Source organism: Bacteroidota bacterium, from assembly GCA_016195025.1.
GTDB lineage: Bacteria > Bacteroidota > Bacteroidia > Palsa-948 > Palsa-948 > Palsa-948.
On the sequence record JACQAL010000068.1, the window covers coordinates 62953 to 84153 of the forward strand.

The 21201-nt window shown below is 40.6% G+C and carries 21 protein-coding genes; 5 read left to right on the plus strand and 16 right to left on the minus strand.

Features of this window, described 5'->3' with window-relative positions; translation table 11 throughout:
• Position 1 precedes the first annotated feature (1 nt).
• Both bshC and rimO read right to left on the minus strand, forming a co-directional pair.
• On the minus strand, positions 2–1267 hold the full coding sequence (bshC, locus tag HY063_13370) for a bacillithiol biosynthesis cysteine-adding enzyme BshC (GenBank protein ID MBI3502775.1): 1266 nt from the start codon (positions 1265–1267) through the stop codon (positions 2–4).
• A complete protein-coding gene (gene rimO / locus HY063_13375) occupies positions 1264–2610 on the minus strand; it encodes a 30S ribosomal protein S12 methylthiotransferase RimO (GenBank protein MBI3502776.1) in 1347 nt (448 codons plus the stop codon). The genes bshC and rimO overlap by 4 nt, the downstream gene beginning before the upstream one ends.
• Positions 2611–2682: 72 nt before the next feature.
• Between rimO and HY063_13380 the strand changes: the two genes are divergently transcribed.
• Positions 2683–3861 (plus strand): acetyl-CoA C-acyltransferase, encoded by a 1179-nt coding sequence (locus HY063_13380; protein ID MBI3502777.1) that lies wholly within the window; start codon positions 2683–2685, stop codon positions 3859–3861.
• A complete protein-coding gene (locus tag HY063_13385; protein MBI3502778.1) occupies positions 3861–4643 on the plus strand; it encodes a C40 family peptidase in 783 nt (260 codons plus the stop codon). Before HY063_13380 ends, HY063_13385 begins: the two co-directional genes overlap by 1 nt.
• 176 nt (positions 4644–4819) lie before the next feature.
• Here HY063_13385 and HY063_13390 read toward each other — a convergent pair whose 3' ends face one another.
• The 3 genes from HY063_13390 to HY063_13400 are packed head-to-tail and all read right to left on the minus strand — an operon-like array spanning position 4820 to position 8986.
• Complete coding sequence (locus HY063_13390) at positions 4820–6628, minus strand: tetratricopeptide repeat protein (protein MBI3502779.1); 1809 nt, start codon at positions 6626–6628, stop codon at positions 4820–4822.
• 9 nt (positions 6629–6637) lie between these two features.
• Positions 6638–7732 carry a PA0069 family radical SAM protein gene (locus HY063_13395; protein ID MBI3502780.1) on the minus strand — a complete coding sequence of 365 codons (1095 nt, stop codon included), beginning with the start codon at positions 7730–7732 and terminating at the stop codon, positions 6638–6640.
• A 45-nt stretch (positions 7733–7777) separates the two neighbouring features.
• Entirely contained in the window at positions 7778–8986 is a 1209-nt protein-coding gene (locus tag HY063_13400) for an N-acetylmuramoyl-L-alanine amidase (protein ID MBI3502781.1), read from the minus strand.
• Positions 8987–9006: 20 nt separating this feature from the next.
• Here HY063_13400 and arfB point away from each other — a divergent pair, with 20 nt between their 5' ends.
• Positions 9007–9414: an aminoacyl-tRNA hydrolase gene (gene arfB / locus HY063_13405; GenBank protein ID MBI3502782.1), complete on the plus strand. Its 408-nt coding sequence runs from the start codon at positions 9007–9009 to the stop codon at positions 9412–9414.
• Between the two features lie 33 nt (positions 9415–9447).
• Entirely contained in the window at positions 9448–10503 is a 1056-nt protein-coding gene (locus HY063_13410) for a hypothetical protein (GenBank protein ID MBI3502783.1), read from the plus strand.
• Here HY063_13410 and HY063_13415 read toward each other — a convergent pair.
• The 8 genes from HY063_13415 to HY063_13450 form a co-directional block, all read right to left on the minus strand.
• Positions 10498–11178: an RNA pseudouridine synthase gene (locus HY063_13415; protein ID MBI3502784.1), complete on the minus strand. Its 681-nt coding sequence runs from the start codon at positions 11176–11178 to the stop codon at positions 10498–10500. The two genes, HY063_13410 and HY063_13415, sit on opposite strands and share 6 nt — an antisense overlap.
• Entirely contained in the window at positions 11178–11996 is an 819-nt protein-coding gene (gene panB / locus HY063_13420; GenBank protein ID MBI3502785.1) for a 3-methyl-2-oxobutanoate hydroxymethyltransferase, read from the minus strand. The genes HY063_13415 and panB overlap by 1 nt, the downstream gene beginning before the upstream one ends.
• 27 nt (positions 11997–12023) lie before the next feature.
• Positions 12024–12455, minus strand: coding sequence for a GxxExxY protein (locus HY063_13425; protein ID MBI3502786.1), 432 nt, complete (start codon positions 12453–12455; stop codon positions 12024–12026).
• Positions 12456–12509: 54 nt separating this feature from the next.
• A complete protein-coding gene (locus tag HY063_13430; GenBank protein MBI3502787.1) occupies positions 12510–13352 on the minus strand; it encodes an FKBP-type peptidyl-prolyl cis-trans isomerase in 843 nt (280 codons plus the stop codon).
• Between the two features lie 3 nt (positions 13353–13355).
• The gene (locus HY063_13435; GenBank protein MBI3502788.1) at positions 13356–14282 is read right to left on the minus strand and encodes an FKBP-type peptidyl-prolyl cis-trans isomerase; all 927 of its coding nucleotides are present in this window, start codon (positions 14280–14282) and stop codon (positions 13356–13358) included.
• Between the two features lie 9 nt (positions 14283–14291).
• Positions 14292–15140 (minus strand): FKBP-type peptidyl-prolyl cis-trans isomerase, encoded by an 849-nt coding sequence (locus HY063_13440; GenBank protein ID MBI3502789.1) that lies wholly within the window; start codon positions 15138–15140, stop codon positions 14292–14294.
• Positions 15141–15223: 83 nt separating this feature from the next.
• Positions 15224–15751 (minus strand): FKBP-type peptidyl-prolyl cis-trans isomerase, encoded by a 528-nt coding sequence (locus HY063_13445; GenBank protein ID MBI3502790.1) that lies wholly within the window; start codon positions 15749–15751, stop codon positions 15224–15226.
• 8 nt (positions 15752–15759) lie between these two features.
• Positions 15760–16773 carry a bifunctional oligoribonuclease/PAP phosphatase NrnA gene (locus HY063_13450; GenBank protein MBI3502791.1) on the minus strand — a complete coding sequence of 338 codons (1014 nt, stop codon included), beginning with the start codon at positions 16771–16773 and terminating at the stop codon, positions 15760–15762.
• A gap of 67 nt (positions 16774–16840) precedes the next feature.
• Between HY063_13450 and HY063_13455 the strand changes: the two genes are divergently transcribed.
• A complete protein-coding gene (locus tag HY063_13455) occupies positions 16841–17440 on the plus strand; it encodes a redoxin domain-containing protein (protein ID MBI3502792.1) in 600 nt (199 codons plus the stop codon).
• Between the two features lie 11 nt (positions 17441–17451).
• Here the strand turns inward: HY063_13455 and HY063_13460 are convergent, their stop codons facing one another.
• The 3 genes from HY063_13460 to HY063_13470 all read right to left on the minus strand — a co-directional run.
• Entirely contained in the window at positions 17452–18483 is a 1032-nt protein-coding gene (locus tag HY063_13460) for a T9SS type A sorting domain-containing protein (protein ID MBI3502793.1), read from the minus strand.
• A gap of 81 nt (positions 18484–18564) precedes the next feature.
• Positions 18565–20790 carry a T9SS type A sorting domain-containing protein gene (locus tag HY063_13465; protein ID MBI3502794.1) on the minus strand — a complete coding sequence of 742 codons (2226 nt, stop codon included), beginning with the start codon at positions 20788–20790 and terminating at the stop codon, positions 18565–18567.
• A gap of 274 nt (positions 20791–21064) precedes the next feature.
• Positions 21065–21201: hypothetical protein (locus HY063_13470; GenBank protein ID MBI3502795.1), on the minus strand; the 137-nt coding region annotated here is incomplete at its 5' end.

A 21201-nucleotide genomic window follows, 5' to 3' on the forward strand; every position in this document is an offset into this window, starting at 1 on the left:
ACTATTCCTTTTCTGATAGAATAGTGAACCGAAAATCAAACGGGTTCAGATTTCCTTTCAATTCATCAAAAAGATTTCTACCATGCTTCAAATAAAAAGGAATGAAATTATCATGGCGTTCCTGCAGTTCTCCTTTAAAAATTTCTGTTTCGGATGTCTCTTCATTATCTATGTGAACAAAGTTGCGCGGAATTAAAACCGGAAAAAATATTTTATGATGATCGAACATGACTATGTACTCCAGCCAATATGAAATCTCAGCGGGACCGCCAACATAAGCAAGGTTGGGAAAAATTTTTTGCTGATACAAAGGGCGGGTAATCACACTCGGGCTGAATCGTTCTGTTTCTTCGACAAGCTTCTTTTTCCACTCCTCAGGTTCTGACTGAACTTTTGCAGTATCAATCCATCCTCGGAATTTTTTTGATAGAAGAAAAAAATTTATTTCCTTCGGTATTACCTGAGCATCATATCCGTTATTTTTTAACTGAGCAATTGTTTCATTAACGAGATTAAAGTTGGTGTGATTGAACATATCGTCTCTGATAATTTCTCTGAATTCATTTTTCAAACGCTTATCATCCGCATCGAGAATAACCAAACCGTATTTGCCGAAAAGTTCATTCACTAAATATCTTGTTGCAGAAGCGTAATCCGAATGATTCAGATATGCATTCTCAAATAAAGCAATCAACTCTGCCACATTTTTTGAATCATCCAAAAGAGATTTCAACTCTGAAATCACTTCACTAATTCCTGCTGTAGAAAATTTCCCGACAGGTCCGCCTGGTTTTTTATTCCATTCGATCTTCTTTCCGAAAAGATTGATGTGATTCACTTCTACAAAATCATGGTCTTCGCTTGCCATCCAGTAAACAGGGACAAAATTATAAGCAGAATATTTTTTCTTCAACGCCTCAGCAAGATTAATTGTAGAAATTATTTTATAAATAAAATACAGCGGGCCGGTGAAGAGACACAATTGATGACCGGTGCAAACTGTAAATGTTTTCTCGTCAAGAAGAAGTTGGCAGTTGGCAGTTGGCAGTTGGCAATTACTCGTCTTAGCATATTGCTCAGTAATTACATCTACCAACAACTTACGATTGAACTTAAGAGCAGAAATATCTTTTATTGCCTGGGAAAAAGAATCTGCAGATGGAGAATACTTATAGAAAGAAGAAAGATTTTTCTCTTGGTTGATATAATCAAGAAACAGTTTTGAAAAATGATTTGTCTTTTCTAATGATACGTGGTGGAATTTCATTTTACAACTTCTCCGATCAAATCATATTCCTTTGCAGAAATAATTTTTACCTCTGCAAAATCTCCAATACGAACATAAACTTGCTTTTGCTCACTATCCTTCGGAGATGGCCGGGGTGAGGCCTCCACAAGAATGGTGTTATCCACATCAGGAGAATCAAATTCCGTTCTGCCGATGAAATAGTTTCCTTCTTTCTTATCGAACAATACTTTGAAAGTTTTTCCGATCATCTTCTTATTTAACTCGGCAGAAATTTTCTGCTGGACTTTCATCACTGCATCCGCTCGCCTTTGTTTTTCTTTCTGCGGAACATCGTCCTTCAGCGTGAATGCGTGCGTATCATCCTCGTGCGAGTAAGTAAAAACTCCCAGCCGTTCAAACTTTGATTCCTTTATCCACTCCAGCATTTCCTCGTGGTCTTGCTTGGTTTCTCCCGGATAGCCTGCAATGAGCGTAGTACGAATTGCAATGCCCGGAACGCGCTCGCGAATAGTTTCCGCCAACTCAATTGTTTTTTCCTTCGTAATTCCCCTGCGCATTGACTTAAGCATATTATCCGAAATATGCTGAAGCGGAATGTCGAGATAGTTGCAAATGTTTTTCTTTTCTCGCATCACATCCAAAACTTCCAAAGGAAATCCACTTGGATAGGCGTAATGTAAACGAATCCAATCCAGCCCGTTTACATCCGAAAGTTTTTCCAGCAGTTCAGCCAGATTTCTTTTCTTGTAAATATCTAAACCGTAGTAAGTCAAATCCTGCGCGATGAGAATAATTTCTTTTGTTCCGTTCTTCACAAGATTTCTTGTCTCTTCAATGATTTTTTCTATTGGAATTGAAACATGCTTGCCTCTCATAATCGGAATCGCACAGAAAGAACAAGGGCGGTCGCATCCTTCTGAAATTTTTAAATAAGCGTAATGAACAGGGGTAGTGAGCAATCGCTCTCCAATCAGTTCATGTTTGTAATCTGCTTTTAAAGTTTTGAGAAGTCGCGGCAAATCTTTCGTTCCGAACCATGCATCCACATCAGTAATTTCTTTTTGCAAATCATCTTTGTAGCGCTCGCTCAAACATCCGGTCACATAAACTTTTTCAACCTTTCCTTTTCTCTTTGCATCCACACAATTTAATATCGTTTCAATGGATTGCTGCTTGGCATTTTCAATGAATCCGCAAGTATTAATAACCAGTATATTACTGTCGCTTAATTCATCTGAATATTCAACTTCAAAATTGTTCGCTTTCAACTGACCCATTAATACTTCAGAATCCACTAAGTTTTTAGAACAACCGAGTGTAATTACATTGACTTTATTTTTCCGGAGCGTTTTTGTTTTCATAAATTTCCTGCAACAAAAATAACACTATATTCGGACAGAAATTTTAATTCTAAAACTGAAAAAAATAATTTTATGAGAGAAGTGTTTATCGTTTCCGCAGTGCGAACTCCGCTTGGAAGTTTTGGCGGTTCATTGAAAGATATTTCAGCAACAAAACTCGGAGCAACTGCAATTAAAGGCGCGCTAGCGAAAATTAAATTAGACGCGAAAGTAGTGCAGGAAGTTTTTATGGGCTGTGTTCTGCAGGCAAATCTCGGACAAGCACCTGCTCGTCAGGCAGCAAAGTTTGCCGGGCTTCCCGACAGCGTGATTTGCACTACGGTAAATAAAGTCTGCGCATCGGGAATGAAAGCGATTATGCTGGGCGCGCAAACAATTGCATTGGGCGAAGCGGATGTGATTGTTGCAGGTGGAATGGAAAATATGAGTTCGGTTCCGTTCTATTCTGAAAATTTGCGCTGGGGAAATAAATATGGAAATGTTTCGATGATTGACGGGCTTGCGAAAGATGGTTTGACCGATGTGTATCACAATAACGCAATGGGCGTTTCTGCCGATTTGTGCGCGAAGGAATGCAACATCTCAAGAAAAGAACAGGATGACTTCGCTATAGAATCTTACACGCACTCTGCGAATGCATGGAAGGCAGGAAAGTTCAACGATGAAATTGTTCCGGTAGAAATTCCCCAGCGCAAAGGCGATCCGATTTTATTTAAAGAAGATGAAGAATACAAGAATGTAAACTTCGCGAAAGTTCCTGAGCTGCGCGCGGTGTTTACAAAAGACGGAACTGTTACTGCGGCAAACGCTTCAACGATGAATGATGGAGCTGCTGCACTTGTTTTGATGAGCAAAGAAAAAATGACTGCGCTTGGATTAAAACCCATAGCGAAAATTGTTTCTTATGCAGATGCGGAACAAGCGCCTGAATGGTTCACCACTACTCCATCGCTTGCCGTTCCGAAAGCAGTTGCAAAAGGAAATCTGAAAATGTCTGACATAAATTATTTTGAACTGAACGAAGCATTTTCCGTAGTGGGAATTGTAAATATGCAAAAGATGAAACTTGATGCAAGCAAAGTAAATGTGAACGGAGGCGCGGTTTCTCTCGGGCATCCGCTCGGCTGTTCAGGCGCGAGGATTATTGTAACACTTATAAATGTTTTGAAACAGAACAAAGCAAAATATGGCGCTGCGGGAATTTGTAATGGAGGAGGAGGTGCGAGCGCGATGGTAATCGAAAATGTTTGATGTACGGAATTTGTAATCTCTCTATAGTTCCCTGCCGAAAAGAACCTTCGGATAAATCCGAAATGGTTACACAATTATTATTCGGAGAACATTTTGAAGTTCTCGAAGAAAAAAAATCCTGGACATTAATCCGCATTGCGTATGACGGCTACGAATGCTGGATAGATAAAAAACAATTCCTACCTCTGAATGTAAAAGGAATAAATGATTCTACTACTGCTGTCTCTACGGACTTAGTTCAATTAGCTGAAGGCGAAAACGGAAAAATGATTTCTATTTTACTCGGCAGTTCACTCCCGAAATTTTCTAACAAAGAATTTTATCTTGGAAAAGAAAAATATTCTTTCGAAGGAGAGGCAACTTTTCCCTTTGCAAAAAATTCCCCCTTAAAAAAGGGGGATGAAAGGGGGTTGTCCGAAATTGCAAAATGGTATTTAAACACTCCTTATCTCTGGGGCGGACGCTCACCTTTCGGTTTAGATTGTTCCGGGTTTACACAAATGGTTTTCAAACTCTGCGGAATAAAATTAAAGCGTGACGCACACCAGCAAGCCGAGCAAGGAACTACTTTGAGTTTTCTCGAAGAAGCCAAAGAAGGCGACCTCGCTTTCTTTGACAACGAAGAAGGAAGAATTGTTCACGTTGGAATTTTACTTGGCGATGAAAAAATTATTCACGCCTCAGGAAAAGTTCGCATAGATAAACTCGACCACCAGGGAATTTATAATGAGGATCTGAAAAAATATACGCACAGGTTGAGAGTTGTAAAACGTTTTATTTAGCACGCTTTTTTGTCTTGTTTCTTCTTTCTTCATAGCCAAATCGTCACTCTTCCAAAATCCTATCTGCCATTCTTACCTGATATTTATCATTTCACAGATTGGGTGATGGATGTGTTTGATGATAAAATTGTTTTCAGAAAACCAATCAAAGAATCGGAAAAAGTTTCGGAGAATGGTCAGAGTAAGAAAAAGAAGATAAAGATATAAATTTTTTGCTCAACAAAATACATTTCAATATCGCCTTTGTTTTTGGCAGGAATTTTTCCTCTGAAAACAGTATTGAGATATGAGATGTGTGACATGAGATTATACGTTGCTCCTGAAATATTTATTTTTCCTGCTTCGCATGAAGATTCCATCCTGCTTGCAACATTCACAGTATCTCCCCATATATCGTAAGCAAATTTTTTATCTCCAACTACTCCTGCAGTAACCGGACCAGAATGAATTCCAATTCGCAAACTCCAATTATTATTCTGTGCTTTCATCCATGATTGAATTTCGAGTCCTGCTTTTAGAATTTCTTCTGCATGATTTGAGTTTGGAATTGGCAACCCGCTTACACACATATACGCATCGCCAATAGTTTTTATTTTCTCAATGTTGTGTTTGGAAATTATTTCGTCAAACTTTTTGAATATAAAATCTAATTCGTTTACCAATTCTTCAGCAGAAAGTTTTTCTGCAATGGTTGTAAATCCTTTAAAGTCGGTGAACATTACAGTTACATTTTCATAATATTTGGGAGCTGCCTTGCCTTTTGCTTTTAGTTCTTTTGCTGTTTCAACGGGAAGAATATTCAGCAAGAGTTTTTCACTCTTTCTTCTCTCTTTGAAAATAAATCCTGAAAGTATTACTACGATCAGCAAACCAAAGGCAACTGACCAGATAATTATTTTCTGCCTATTAAGCTGGGAATTCTGAAGTTCTTTGTCTTTATTCAATAATTTGATTTGCTGTTCCTTTTTTTCAGTTTCATATTTTGTTTGCATTTCGGTGATTTGCTTTGAAGATTCTTCATTAAACATGGAATCTTTTACCTGTGTATGCAGTTTAAAATTCTCATACGCATTTCTGAAATCTTTTTTCCCTTCGTATGCTTTCGAAAGGAGTTGGTATGACAAACTTATATTTTCCTTATTCGAATTCTCTCCGGCAATTTCCAGAGAGCGATTTGCAAAATCAATTGCTTTGTCAAAATTATTTTCTGATAAATAAATTATAGCCAAGTTGTAACAGGCATCTGATTCGGATTTTTTATCTCCTGTTTTTCTGCTTATGTCCAGCGTCTTTTTATCATACTCCAGCGCCTCTGTATTTTTTCCCATCAAATGAAGAAGCGCGCCCATTTCATTCATTGACCAGATAATGCTGGGCATGTAACCGTCTTTTTCATAGATAAAAAGCGCTTGCTGAAAATTTTTCATTGCTGAATCATATTGCTTCAACTCTTTATAAATACCTCCTAAATCCATCAAACATTCCGCAATGCTGAACTGATTGTCCTTAGATGGATTTTCTTTTTCAATCTGCTGAAACATGCTCAAAGATTTTTGCTGGTACTCAATCGCTTTGTCAAATTGTTTCATCAAGCCATAAAGATGACCGATGTTGCCGTAAACACCGGCTGTTCCCCATTTATCACCTGTCTCTTCACGTATTTTTAATCCTTTGTGATATTCCTCAATACTTTTCTGCAATTCTCCTTTTTCATAAAAAATATTTCCCGTCAACACATATCCTTTCGCAAGTCCTTTTTTATATCCTATTTTTTTTGAAAGTGAAATTGCTTCTTCAGAAAATAAAAATGCTTTATTGATATTTACAGTAAGATAATTCCAGCAAAGTATATTCAGCATATCAACCTTTGAAGAATCTTCCGGCAAACCTTTCATTACCTTTTCAAGAGAATCCAAAATAGGTTGAGCGATTGAAAAAAAAATTATGAGAATAAAAAAATAAAAAAGTAAAAGAAACTTTTTCATCTTACAAGTTTAATCAAACAAAGAGAATTGTCCTTTGTTTTTTTCTTCCATAAAAATTTTTTGGCGGTTTTTATAAAACGCTTCCGAATCAAACTCAAATTTATCTTTTGCGTTCAAGTATTTTTTCACAGCCATTTTAAAAAGATTGCGGATGGATTCAGCAATTTTTCCTTCGCCTCTTGTTCGGGTTCCCCAACGGCTGTCATTCACTTGTCCGCCATGGCATTCTTTAATTTGATTCCAAACTTTTTCCGCACGGTCAGAAAAATTTTTCTCAAGCCAATCTTTAAATACAGTTGCAATGGCACCGTTGAGCCGCACAATTGTATATCCTGCATTGCTTGCTCCGTTTTCAGCGGCAGTTTTTATGACATCGTAAATCTCAGTTGAATTTAATCCGGGAATGATTGGCGCATTCATAATTCCAACAGCAACTCCTGCATCGGATAAATGCCTGACCACTTTCATTCGGTTTTTGTAGGTGACAGTTCGCGGTTCAAGTTTCAATCGCAAGTCCTCATCGAGAGAAGTAATAGTTACCATCACATGCACGAGATTTAATTTTGCAAGTTCGGAAAGAATATCAATATCCCGAAGTATCAATGCATTTTTTGTAATGAGAGAAACGGGGTGCTTGTACTTCAAACAAACTTGCAGTATTCCTCTCGTGATTTCTAATTTTCTTTCGATGGGCTGATAACAATCTGTATTTCCTGAGAGCATAATCGGCTGCGGCTCCCAGTTTTTTTTCCGAAAATTTTTTTCTAAAAGTTCAGGAGCATTTTTCTTTACAAGAATTTTTCTTTCAAAGTCAAGCCCCGCGCTGTAACCCCAGTATTCGTGCGTGGTGCGCGCATAGCAGTATAAGCATCCGTGTTCGCATCCCTGATACGGATTCATTGAATACATTCCGGGAATATCGGGGCTTTCGACTTTGTTTACAATTGTCTTTGGAAAAACTTCTATGTACTGAGTTTGTTCTTCGCGCAGCATTTCTTCATCAATCATTTCCGGAAACTCTTTCACATAAGAATCATTGAAGAAACGGTTAGCCGGATTTACCTGTGCGCCTCTTCCGCGAAAATATTTTTCATCTTCTTCCATCTTTTTATTTCATCGAAGTACGAGCGAATTGCAATTCACCCGCACCTATTTGTTTTTACTTTTTACGTAATTCATTATTCCTTCAAAGTATGCTTCTGCTACTTCCTCTATTCGTTTTGAATCTTTTTGATTCAGCGCCTTACTTTCATTACTATTATCCTGGCAAAGCGATTCGCCATAACACAAAGTTCCGCGCACCATTCGCGTAAGAGCAAGGTTGCGGCAGAAAACTCCAGGCACATCTGTATTCAAACAATTTCCTTTCAGATAAATTGCGCAAGAATCCATTGCCGCAGGAACTTTTGTTTTCTCCACTAAACTTTCTACAATGAATTTAGAAAACAAAATTGAATTTTGAATATCATCCGTAAGAAGCAGGCGAAGAAAATCAATTCGCGCTTCCGGTTTGTCCAGTTCATCCGCAGAAAAACTTCCACCTACAAACGCCATATTGAAATCTTTTTTTGTGGGCTTGTTCCATTCTTTATTTGTTTCATCCACATTGTAGTGAATAATCAGCGTTAAGTCAGGATGGAACTCATTTATTTTTTTTGCACGCTCGCGCAAATCTTCCTGCAAAAAAAACCTGCGGAAGATTTCCAAATCATTTGCTTTTGTTAAAAGAAAATTTTTTTCTTCGAAAGAAATATCTCCTCTTGTAAAAGCGGAATCAACCGAGCGCAGAAACAAACTGTCTTTCCATTTTTCATATGTAACTCCGAAAGAAGAAATGCCTTCTTCATTTCTTGTAAGCATTACGGTTGCGCCTTCGCGTTCTAATTTCTTCTTTAGAACTTTTGCAGTAGCGAGAGTAAGATTTCCTTCAATAAGTTGTATCGGAGGGTTGGATTTTATTTCCACCCATTTTTTTTCTTTCTTCGCTGATTCTAAATCTCCGCCTATGTGGCCGGGGTCGAGAGCAATTGCTAAAAAACTCAATTCCTTATCGTGAGCAATGCGACCATAATGTCTCTTTATTTTGGAATTCATTGATAAAATAAAACTATCTGTTTTATTCCATTGCAGTAAGAATTGTAATTTCTTCTTCGAAGTATCGGTTGCCGGCTGATAAACTTCAATTCCTTCTTTTGTGAAAGAAAAAAATTCTGACAGTTTATTTTCTTTATCCAGATATTTCTGCATCTTCTTTGTGTAAACTGAAATCAAACTATCGGGATTAATTTGTGCAAAAGACCCTTCGACTACGCTCAGGGTGATAGCCAGAGTAAGAATTATAGTAATTCCGATTCTCATCTTAATTGTACTTTCGCTTTATGAATATTTTGTCGCTTCCTTTTGAGAAAGAAATTTTTTACCGTGCATCGCGCAGCAGCGGCAAAGGCGGACAAAACGTAAATAAAGTTTCCACAAAGGTAGAATTGAATTTTGATGTTGCCAATTCGAAGTTATTAACGAATGAGCAAAAACAAAAAATTTCTGAAAAACTTTTTCAACATATCAATAAGGAAGGAATTCTGAAAGTAACTGCGGAGACATCGCGCTCGCAACTGGAAAATAAATTTATTGCACTGAAAAAATTTCACAAACTCATCCATGACTGCTTCAGGGAGAAAAAGAAAAGAATTATCACCAAGGCAACAAGAACTTCGAAAGAAAAAAGAATAAAGCAAAAAAAAATACGCTCCGAATTGAAAAAGAGCCGCTCTGAAAAATGGATTTGAGGCACGATTTTTTTAATTTACCTTTGCAAGATTATGAGCGCGAATGAGAAAAAAATTATTCTGATTATTTTTTTTATTCCTATTTCTTTTTTTTCTTTCTCCCAGCAAACTTCATTCTCCGGCAGCGATTCGCTGCATTCGCTTTATCACATTGTGACGCTAAAAGACGGCACGGTATTAAAAGGAAAAATTATCAGCGAGGAAAAAAGAGAAACTGTTTTTCAGGATGAATTGCTCGGAAATGTTTCTTTCCATGCACGCGATGTGGCAAGTATAGCGCAAATAGAGCCGCAGGAATTTTATCTCATTACCCTGATGAACGGGACCATCTTGCAGGGGAAAATCATCAACAAAAAAGAAAAAGAAATTATTGTTGAAACTTCGGCAATTGGAAATGTTATAGTGGATGTGAACAAAATAAAAAACATTCAGGTGATTGCGCCCGGAAATTTTCCGAATGGAAAATACTGGTTCAAAACTTCCATAGACGCGCATTACTTTATCACTCCTTCCTCCATTCCGCTGAATACAAACGAAGCGTATTACCAAAACACGATGGGGCTCTTTAACGGATTCGAAGCATCGCTGTCAAAAAATTTTTCGCTGAGCGGAGGAGTCATTCTTCCTGTTGCAGTATTTATTGCACCGCATTTAAGTTATAAAATCAGCAACGGAATTTATGCAGGCGGTGGCGGACTTTTTTCTCTGCGCACAGGAAAACAATATTCTGCTTTTGGTTATGGAATGCTGACTTTTGGAAACAGAAATTCGCACATCAGCATTGGTGGCGGCTATGGATATTTTACGTATCAGAACAGAAGATATTATTACTTGCATCATACTTACAATGTATATGTAAACACTTTTACGCTCAGCGCAGAACATCGCTTAACTCCGCATTGCGCGCTGGTAACAGAAAACTGGCTTGCATTTGACAATAAAATAAAATTTCTTACGGCAGGCATGCGCTATATGGGAGAAAAAAATTCGTTCGACTTTGGTTTCGGAAATTTTTCTCTCAACAAAAGAGTTTTTGGAATTGCGGTTTCGGGCATGATTCCTTTTGTAAGTTACCTGCGTAACTTATAACTGAACTTGTTTCAAAAAAAAATTCCAGAGCGGTTCATCGGGAGGATTTGCGGTGATTGTTATAGATTCTTTTTTTATAGGATGAATAAATTCAACTTTTCTGGCGTGAAGATGAATACTTGCATCTTCATTCGTTCGTTTGAATCCATATTTCACATCGCCTTTGATGGGGCAGCCGATGGCTGAAAGTTGCACTCGAATCTGGTGATGCCTTCCTGTATGCGGATTTATTTCAAGAAGAAAATAATTTTCCGAATGGCAACTGATTTTATACTCCAGTTCCGCTTTTAAACTTCCTTCCATTTCTTTTTCATACGCACGTGAAATATTTTTCTGTTCATTTTTTTTTAGGTAATGAATTAAATTTCCGCTTTCGGGTTCCGGTTTATTTTTTACAACCGCCCAATAAGTTTTTTTCACTTCTTTCGTGCGGAACAATTCATTCATGCGGGCAAGGGCTTTGCTGGTCTTTGCAAAAATCACAACTCCGCTCACCGGGCGGTCAATGCGGTGAATTACTCCAAGGAAAACTTCACCCGGCTTGTTGTATTTTGCCTTTAAATACTTTTTTACTTTTTCGCTCAGCGGCTCATCGCCCGTTTTATCGCCCTGAACAATTTCGGAAGGTTTTTTATTTACAGCGATGAGGTGATTGTCTTCAAAAAGAATTTCCATTAGTACTGTTCCTTTTCATTCGGAAAATCTTTGCTCTTTACATCCTTGATATATTTTTGCACGGCAGTTTTCACATCATCGTAAAGATTCAAATACCTGCGGAGAAAACGGGGAGAAAATTCTTTATTGAGCCCGAGCATATCGTGAAAAACCAAAACCTGTCCGTCCACTTCGCTGCCTGCACCAATTCCAATTACAGGAATAGAAATATTTTTTGAGACCTGCGCGGCAAGTTTGGCAGGAATTTTTTCAAGAACAATCGCGAAACATCCGGTCTCTTCAAGCAACTGCGCATCTTTTTCAACTCGTTCCGCTTCCACCTTTTCTTTTGCGCGTACTTCATACGTTCCGAATTTATAAATGGATTGCGGAGTTAATCCTAAATGTCCCATCACAGGAATTCCTGCCGATAAAATCCGCTCGATGGATTCTTTCACTTCTTTTCCTCCTTCAAGTTTCACTGCGTGCGCGCCCGATTCTTTCATGATTCGTATAGCGGAATTCAATGCTTCTTTTGAATTTCCCTGGTAAGAACCAAAGGGCAAATCAACCACAACGAGCGCGCGCTTTACCGCGCGAACAACCGAAGTGGCGTGATAAATCATCTGGTCGAGCGTAATTGGCAGAGTTGTTTCGTTTCCAGCCATTACATTGGAAGCGGAATCTCCAACAAGAATTACATCAATTCCTGCTGCATCCAAAATTTTTGCTGAAGTAAAATCATAACCGGTGAGCATGGAAATTTTTTCTCCGTTCTTCTTCATTTGGAGAAGAACGTGCGTGGTGATTCTTTTTATTTCCTTTTTTCCTTTGTTCATTTTCCGGTAACGAATTAACGAATCTTATTACGAATTTAACGAATCGGAATCAGATAAAAGTTCTTTTTCCTTATTCAGGAGTATTGTATTTAATACGCGCTTATATTTTACTTGCGTACTTCCGAAAGCAATTAGAATCCCTAATTTCAATTTTGAATTTATGAGATAATTTGTCAATTGCTCGAAATCTTTTTTAAGAAATACATCGCGTGATTTTAATTCTACAACAATTTTTTCATCCACCAAATAATCAAAATATCCTTTCTCTACAGTTGTATCATTAAACTTAACGGGATAATATAAATTCTCTTTGTATGGGATTTGGATTTTAGAAAGCGCTATTCCAAATGCTTTATGATAAGTAATCTCTTTATGTCCACCTCCGATTTCATTAAATACTTCAAAAGAACACCCAACAATTTTATAACTCAATTCAGGAAATAATAAATCTTCTTTCATTGGATTTGTAACATTCGTTACCGATTCGTTAATTCGTTACCAGGACTGGTTGTTCTATTCTACGTTCATCAACTCCACATCAAAAATCAAAGTTGCCTTCGGAGGAATAATAGGCGGACGACCTTGTTCACCATACGCAAGTTGATACGGAATAAGCAGGCGCATTTTATCGCCCACGCTCATAAGCGCAATGCCTTCGTCCCATCCTTTAATCACCTGCCCTACTCCGAGATTAAATTCAATGGGCTGCCCGCGCTGAACCGATGAATCAAAAAGTTTCCAACTTCCATCGCCTAAAAATCCTGAATAATGAACAGAAACTTTTTTTCCGTTCACGGCTTTGGCTCCGGTTCCTTTTTTTAGCACAATATATTTTAATCCATCACCGGTTGAATCCACTTTCAATCCTTTCACATCCCATGGTTTGGGAGGCGCTTTCACATCCATCAACTCCACTTCAAACAGTAAAGTTGCGTTGGCAGGAATTTTTCCCATAGCGCGCGCGCCATATCCTAAATCAGGAGGAATGGTGAGCATTGCCTGGTCGCCTACATGCAGCAGCGCAATTCCTTCGTCCCATCCTTTAATTACTTGTCCTGCGCCAAGCGTGAATGAAAATGGTTGCCCACGGTCGCGCGAACTGTCGAATTTTGTTTTCGCGCTGTCGGGAAGTGTTCCCACATAGTGAACCGAAACCATATCACCGGCTTCTGCTTTCACTCCTGTTCCTTTCTTAGTGATTTTATATTTCAAGCCGGAAGCGGTGGTGTATTCCTTGTTGAGTTCAATGGTTTCCTTTTTCGTTTCAGTTTTTGCCTGCGATTTTTTTTTCTGAGCGAACGAGGAAAGAGGAAACAAAAAAGTTGCTGCAATAAAAAAAGAAATAATTGTTTTCATATTTTATTTTTTTGATTTAATGTCTAACAGTTGAATATCGAATTTAAGAGGCATGTACGGAGGAAGAAAATATTTTCCGGTGCGCGGGTCCTGCACGCCACTGGAATCATACGCCAGTGAAGAAGGCAAAATAATTGTAGCCGCAGAACCTTTCTTCATCATTTTAATTGCCTGCTCCCATCCTTCAATCACTTTTTTTTCTCCCACAGCAAATGTAAACGGCTGCCCTCGTTTCACTGAAGAATCAAAAATGGTTCCGTTGAGAAAAGTTCCGGTGTAATGCACAAGCACCGAATCGCCATCCTTTGGGCTTGCGCCTTTTCCTTTGGCGGTTTCAATAAAATACATTCCGCTTTTTGCCGGCTTCGCGTCAATGTGGTTGTCTGTGATATACTGGCTGAGTTCTTTAGGCTCTTTTTCTTTGCGCTCGCTCATATACATTTTCCGCTGCTGTTCCTGTTCCCACATGATGTCCTGCATGGTTTGAATGTTTTCCAGTTTCACATTGAACTCGAGGTATTCGCCCGTCAAATAATTTTTGGCAGAATCTTTCGAAGGATAAAATTTATTTACCGAATCGGTGGGCACGAGAAAAGTTGCGCTGTCGCCAATCGCCATCATGTGAATCCCTTCTTCCACAGCGCCCTTGAAAATCGGCTCACGAAGATTTCTGCGAACGCCATCGGGATAAATGAGCGAAGTGTTGTCAACCGTTGAGTCGCCAATGCGCGTGAGCATTTTCAAACGAACAATTTCCCCGTATTTCGGATGCGCGGTATCTTTTCCATGCACATGAAATTTATAGCGCAAGCCGCTGGGAGTTTTTTCAAAGCCGGAATATTTTGAATCTCCACAGGAGACAAGGCAGATGGCAGATGGCAGAAGGCAAATGGAAAGAATCCAAACCGAAAACCGTAAACTGTAAACCATAAACTTTTTTTATTGCACTTTTATTAGTTCTACTTCATAAATTACAGTCGTGAACGGAGGCACAATTCCGTTTGCTGAACCACTGCTTCCGTAAGCGAGGTGCGAAGGTATAATAAATTTTGCGCGTTCGCCCTCGTGCATTCTCCGCACTCCGGTTTCCAATCCTTTTATGAGTTGGTCTTCCATTCCTACCATGTATTCGAAGGGCTGACTCTCATAGAAAAAATCAAAACAGCGTCCGTTTAAAAAAGTTCCCCTGTAATTCAGCAGCGCGACTGTTCCCGAATCGGGCATGAGCCCTTTTCCTTCGCTGAGTTTCATATAATACATTCCGTTGGAAATTAATTCTGCCGACACTGAACTGTCGGCAAGATATTTATCAAGAACTTTTTTTTCTTCAAACTCTCCCTGCTCTGATTTTTCTTTTTCCGCTTTCGCATCCTGTTCGTGTTCTGCGGGAGTTTGCACCTTAAAAACTTTCGCGTAAATATAAATGGGCGATTCAAGATACATTCCGATGCCTGCGGGAATCACCGTATGATTTTTTTTCATGTACAGTGTGTAAGCATCGGTAATAAAAACTACGCTGTCGCCTTCTGATAAATACTGAAATCCCTCGCGGTAGTCCTTTTCATATTCAGGAGGAGGGAGAAGAAAAGTTACCGCGCCCTGCAAACCAATGGTGCGCGTATCATAAAGAATAGAATCTTTCTCGGACTTGATTATTATTTGAGCAGTAACATAATCATTTGGTTTTGCTTTTTTAATTCCTTCGCCTACATCAATGAGTTTATAGTAAAGACCATTTTTTGTTTTGGTAAAATCGCGAAACCTGCTGTCACCGCAGGAGAAAAGCAAGAAGTGAAAAGTAAGAAGTGAAAAGTAAAAAAAATAATTCGTACTTCGTACGTTCGTAAAGTGTTCGTGCTTCGCTGGCATTTTCATTTCACTTCTAAAAGTTCTATATCTGCTTCGATGCTGGAGAGCGGAGGAATTTTTGCGTCATCGCCATGCAAGCCGTGCGCAAGCCAAGAGGGGACAATAAATTTTGCTTTATCGCCCACATGCATCAGTTGCACTCCTTCCTGCAAGCCGCTTTCAATGGCTTCGCCTTCCACTTTAAATTCATATGCTCCGTCTTTTTCAGAAGAATAACATTCCGTTCCATCGAGCAAAGAAATTTTATAATTCACTTTTACATTGTTTCCGGATTGAGCCGGCAGCCCGTTTCCTTTTTTCAAAAACATATAGCGCAAGCCCGTTCCGGTTTTTTCCATTTGCCAGTTGTGATTGGCAATATACTGGTTGATTTCATCCGATTCTTTTTCCACTTCGTATTTATTCACTTTAAGCAACTGCTCTTTGAATTTATCGGGATTAATTTCTTTTTTCTTTTTCACTTCAGGGTTTCCGCAGGAGAAAAACAAAAATAAAAATGAAGATACTAAAAAATAAAAAGTAAATTTCATAGGTAAAATCACTTCAGCAATTCGTCTTTGTATTCGGGAAGAATGTTTACAAATCTGGTCACCGCTTCATCAAGGGTGGTGTGCGCTTCGCCACCGGCAGCATTCAGGTGGCCGCCACCGCTGAAATGTTTTCGCGCAAATTTATTCACATCAAAATTTCCTTTCGAGCGGAACGAAATCCGTATTTCGCCTTTCAGTTCAGTGAAGAGAGCAGAAAATTTTATTCCTTCGATGGAGAGCGGATAATTCACCACGCCTTCGGTGTCGCCTTTCTGAAAATTATATTTTTTCAAATCGCTTGCCGAAAGCGCAATGAAGCCGGTATTGTATTCTTTCAGCACTTTCATTTCTTTCACAAGGCAATGCCCCAGCAGGCGGATTCTGTTTTCTGAATTGGTATCAAAAACGTTTGAGTAGGCAAGATTATTTTGCGCGCCTGCTTCAATTAAATCGGAAACCACGCGGTGCGTATGCGCAGAAGTGGTATTGATTTTGAAGTTCAGCGAATCGGTCATAATGCCGGTGTAAAGGCAGTTCGCCACTTTTTTATTAATACCTTTTTTATCACCGAGCATCACAATGAAATCAAACACAAGTTGCGCGGTGGAACAGGATTTTTTATCGCAAAGCATATAGTGCGCAAACTTTTCCGGCAGCAGGTGATGGTCAATAAGAATTTTTATCGCTTTGGATTTTTTCACCAGCGTTCCCAGCGTTTCTATTCTGCGCAGCGCATTAAAGTCGAGGCAAAAAATCACTGCGGCTTTTTTGACGAGCGCTTCCGCTTTATCCGGGTTCTCTGAAAATTCAAGCACCTTATCATCGCCCGGCAGCCATTTAAGGAACTCAGGATAACCGTTGGGAGTGATTACGCTTACGCGGTGATTTTTCCGAAGCAGGAAATTATACAAGCCCAGCGAAGAGCCCATGGCATCGCCATCTGGATTTTTATGCGTAACAATTACAATGCTCTTTTTTGAAGAGAGCAACTCTTTTATTTCTTCTGCTTCCTGCTGTGTCATGGATTTGCGAATATACGGAATTGTCCCTGTCTTGAATTTTCGGAAATGATTGGGGTATATTTGCAGAATGAAACTTTTTCTTTCTTTACTTTTCATTCCATTCTCTTTATTTTCTCAATCACCGCATAAATTTAAAGCGGGAGATAAATTGCCCGCGCTTTTTCTCACGAGCGCGTTTGGCGATACGGTTTCTACCGGTGCATTAAAAGGAAAAAAGATTCTTCTCACCTTCAACCGCTATGTGAGTTGCCCGCTCTGCAATTTCCGCACGCACGAACTGCTTCAGCAGTACGATAGTTTAAAAGCAAAAGGGTTTGTTATTATTTCCGTGTACGAATCAAGCAAAGAAATGCTCACGCAGTACGCGAGCAAAGAAGAAATTCCTTTCTTCCTGATTGCCGACCCGCAGGAAACGCTGTATAAAAAATTCAAGGTGCAAAAGAGTTGGTGGAAAACGTTTATCGGCTTGTTCAACCATTATGGACAAAAACATTCGGCAGGAAAAAAACTTTTCAAAAACAACTATGAAAGAGACGGGCATCTTAACCGGATAGGCGCTGATTTTTTAATTGATGATCAGGGAATTATTCACACCGCCTATTACGGAAAATTTGTTGGCGACCATTTGCCCGTTGATGAAATTGTAAAGTGGGTGTCGGAAAAATAGCACCCGCGAATTTATTGAGCGCCCATCACCAGTTTCTGCACGGCAAGAATTTTTCCTTCTTGCTTCAGGTGAACAAAGTAAAGCCCTTCGGATAAATCGGTACAACTTATTTGAATCGTTTGCCCCGAAATGTTTTCTATTGTTTTTACTTCCTGCCCAAGTTGATTGCAAATAGTAAGCGTTGCGTTCTTCAGAATTTTATCTGACTGAATGAATGCATCGGAAGAAACAGGATTAGGAAAAACAGAAATGTTCACCCCGCTTTCCAATTCGTTCACGCCAAAATATCCGGTAAAGCAATTGGTTTGCTGCACAAAAGTTGCACCGCTGATGGTACCGTTATTGCTGCTTGAAGTTGCATCGTAAACAGTGGTGCCGCTTCCTTCATTCATTTTCCAGTAGCCCACCAAACCGGTTTCGTTGGCGGGAACAAGCCAGTAGCACATCTTCTGCTGAATTTCCGTTTGTGAAAGCGCGCGGTTCCAAAAACGCACTTCATCCAGCAAGCCGTTGTAAAAACGGATAAACGCATCGCCCCATGTTCCGAAGGCGGTGATTTCCGTACTCGCGGCAATGGGAACAGTTCCGGTTGGGTCGGTGGAAGTTTGAAGCACTCCGTCAATATAAAGTTTCACTCCTGTTGCGGGGTCAATCACTCCGGCAACGTGATGCCATACGCCTGCAGACCATGTGTTGGCGTTGGATGTTACATTATGCAACGTGCCGTTATCACGCATTCCGAAATTAATATATCCCCTATAACCGGTCGACCAATCCGTTCCGGGAATGGAAAATCCATATTCATGATATTGCGTGGCATCGTTGCGCTGAATGAACGTATAGGCAGGGTCGGTGGTTGCAGGAGTAATAGTGATGGAAGGCGCAAACCAGAATTCAATGCTGCGCACTCCGGCTCCGGCAGAAGTTCCTATGTTCACGTAATTGCTGCTTCCGTCAAACTGGAGAACATAATTTACGTTTTGTGAAAATGCTTCCGCGAATAAAAAGGAAGCAGGTAAAAGAAGAAGTAACGATTTTTTCATAAAAGAATAATTGGATGGAAGGATGGAAGATTGGAAGGTTGGAATGATGAATGCTGTTCCAACCCTCCCTTCTTCCGGCTTTTATTTATTCAGCACCACTTTTTTAGTCGCCTTGCCCGAATTTGTTTTCACTTCAATGAAATAAATTCCGTTGGGCTTGTCGGCAAGGTTCACTTTAAAGTTTTTGGGCGTGACTATGTTATCCGATAGTTCCGAAACCGTTTCTCCCACCACAGTGTAAACCTTCACGCTTGTGAGCCCGGCATTGGGAATGTTCACGCTCACGTTCACCGTTCCATCGGTAGGATTGGGAAACACCGAAATGGCATTCTCCTGGCTGAGTTCATTCACTCCCACCACCGCCTGAAGGTTGATGTTGTCCACAAAGAGATTGGAGCCATAGCCGTTGCGCGCTTCAAAAGCGAACAAGACGTTGCTCTGCCCCACTACTGCAGCAAGCGATACGTTTTCATTGCGCCATGCGCTGCTGTTGGGAATGAAACATCCCTGCCCATCGGCATAAGCGCTGCAGGCAGCAGTGTTGCTCATGATGCACGGAACAGTGGCGAGCGTGGTGCCGCCTTTGGTATAAACCATGTTCCATGTATTGCCGCAGTTGGTGGAATAATAAACATCCAGTGTATCGCTGTAGGTAGCATCCCAGGGAGCATACGCCACATCAAAAGTCATTTGCGCTGACGAGTTGGCGGCAGAAAAATTATAGCCGGTGGTAATCATTTTCACCCGTGCGGTGGCGGTGTAAGTAGGGTTGCAGAAATTATACAACGCGCTGGGAGCCGGATTTCCGTACGTGGTGTTTTGCAGCCAGAGGTCGGCATTGGCGGGAGCGGCTGTCTGCGTCCATCCCGAAGGAAGAAATGTTCCGAACGCTTCTGTATAAGGAAGCGCAGCACCCGTTGTGCCAATCACAAACGGATTTGACGACAGGTCATTGCTCGTGTTCAGGTCAGAGCCGCTATTAGGAGCGCTGGTGGAAGCATAAAAAGTATGCGTTCCTGCCGCAGCGGTTTGAACCGGAAGCGTGGCATTGGCAGTTTGCCCGGTGGTAAGAGAACCCGTCCAGTTGAACATTGCGCTTGGATTGGCATCCACATGATAATTGATGGTGCAGGAAGTTAACGTAGTGGTTCCGAAATTTTTCACTGTAACCACAGGAGTGAAAGAGGTGTTGCATATTGTTCCGTTGGGAGAAACAATGGATGAAATGCCTGCATCGAGCGCAACGGGGGGAGAACATACCACAGAAGAATTATTTGCCAGCGCCATTAAATAACTGGTAACGGTTGACTGCACGCGCGCTTTCTGCCCGGTGGTGTACATATTATAACCGGCATCATCGGTATAATCCATAAAGTTCTGGTACATTCTTCCCGGGTAGGGGGAACAGGTGTTAGAGCCCTCGTTGGAACCGGCACCCACTCCGCAGGCATCGGTTACGCAGCCGCTCGGGTTGCCCGAAGTTGCATCCGCCATGTTGGGGGTGTCCGCCACCTGGTCGCTGCCGGTGCAGGCGCCACCGTCATCGCCCCATATATGATAGAGGGCGAAGCAATGCCCGTTTTCGTGGCAGAGGGTTCTTCCCATATTATAAGGAGGACAGGTTCCGTTAATGGTACAGTAGTGAACCACGGTTCCATACCCAGAGCCCGGAGGGGGAAACGAACCATAGCCGAGCAAGCCGCCTCCCAAATTTCCAATCCATATATTGAAGTATTGATTGATGGGCCAGGTATCATCACCGCCAGAGGCATTTGATTTTATTTTATCATCCGTAGTAAAAGAAGCAACGCTGGTTGCCTTATGAATAATTCCGGTGGTAGAATTTCCGCTGGGGTCTTTCTGCGCGAGGCAGAACTGAACATCCAAACTCACTGCGCGCGGCACCCAGGCAGAAGGCGTGTTCGCGGCATCGGCATTGGTGCGCGACCAATCTTTGTTCATTTGCGTAATGGCGGCTTTCACCTGGTTATCGGTGGGGTTCTGCCCGGATCCATTGTATAAAATATGAACTACAATCGGAATGGTATAAACCGTATTGACGCTGTTTCCGTTCAGGCGCGCTTCTAAAAATTGCTTTGCGCCTTCACTGATTATTCTATCCGCTTCCGCGCGCTTCTCGTCAAACTTGGGGTCAACGGAGCGGAGGTAATTCTCGTACATCACCTGCCCGCAGCGGATGTATCCGTTGGCATCGGGAGGCGTTTGAATGTGTTCCTGCGCAAAAAGAAAACTGGCGCTCGTGCCTGCTGCAAGCATGAAAGCGCATAGGGTAAAAGTTTTTTTCATAGGAGAATTGGTTTTTGAGTAGTACAAAGGTATTTTTTGGCGCAACAAAAACAAATTATTTGAAGATTATTTTTTCAACGGGTTTTGCACCTTTTCCCGGAAAGAAAAACGGAAAGAAGGGTGGCGTATCAAATGTAAGAATGTAGATTTCTATTCCTGGTAACGAAGTAACGAATTTTACGAATGAGGGTGTTATTCCGGGGATGTTTTGCTACCTTTAAAAACTAAAATGAAAAACTGCTCCTATCTTTATCAGAGCAGTGTCTTGAATATTTTACTTCTCTTTGAACAAAGCGTCTTTCAGGTTGGAATACTTCAGCGAAATCTCTATAGCATTTGGTTTACTGACTTGCGAAGCAGAGGCAATATTTATATCATACGAAATGCCGATGCTGAAATACGCCAGTTCAA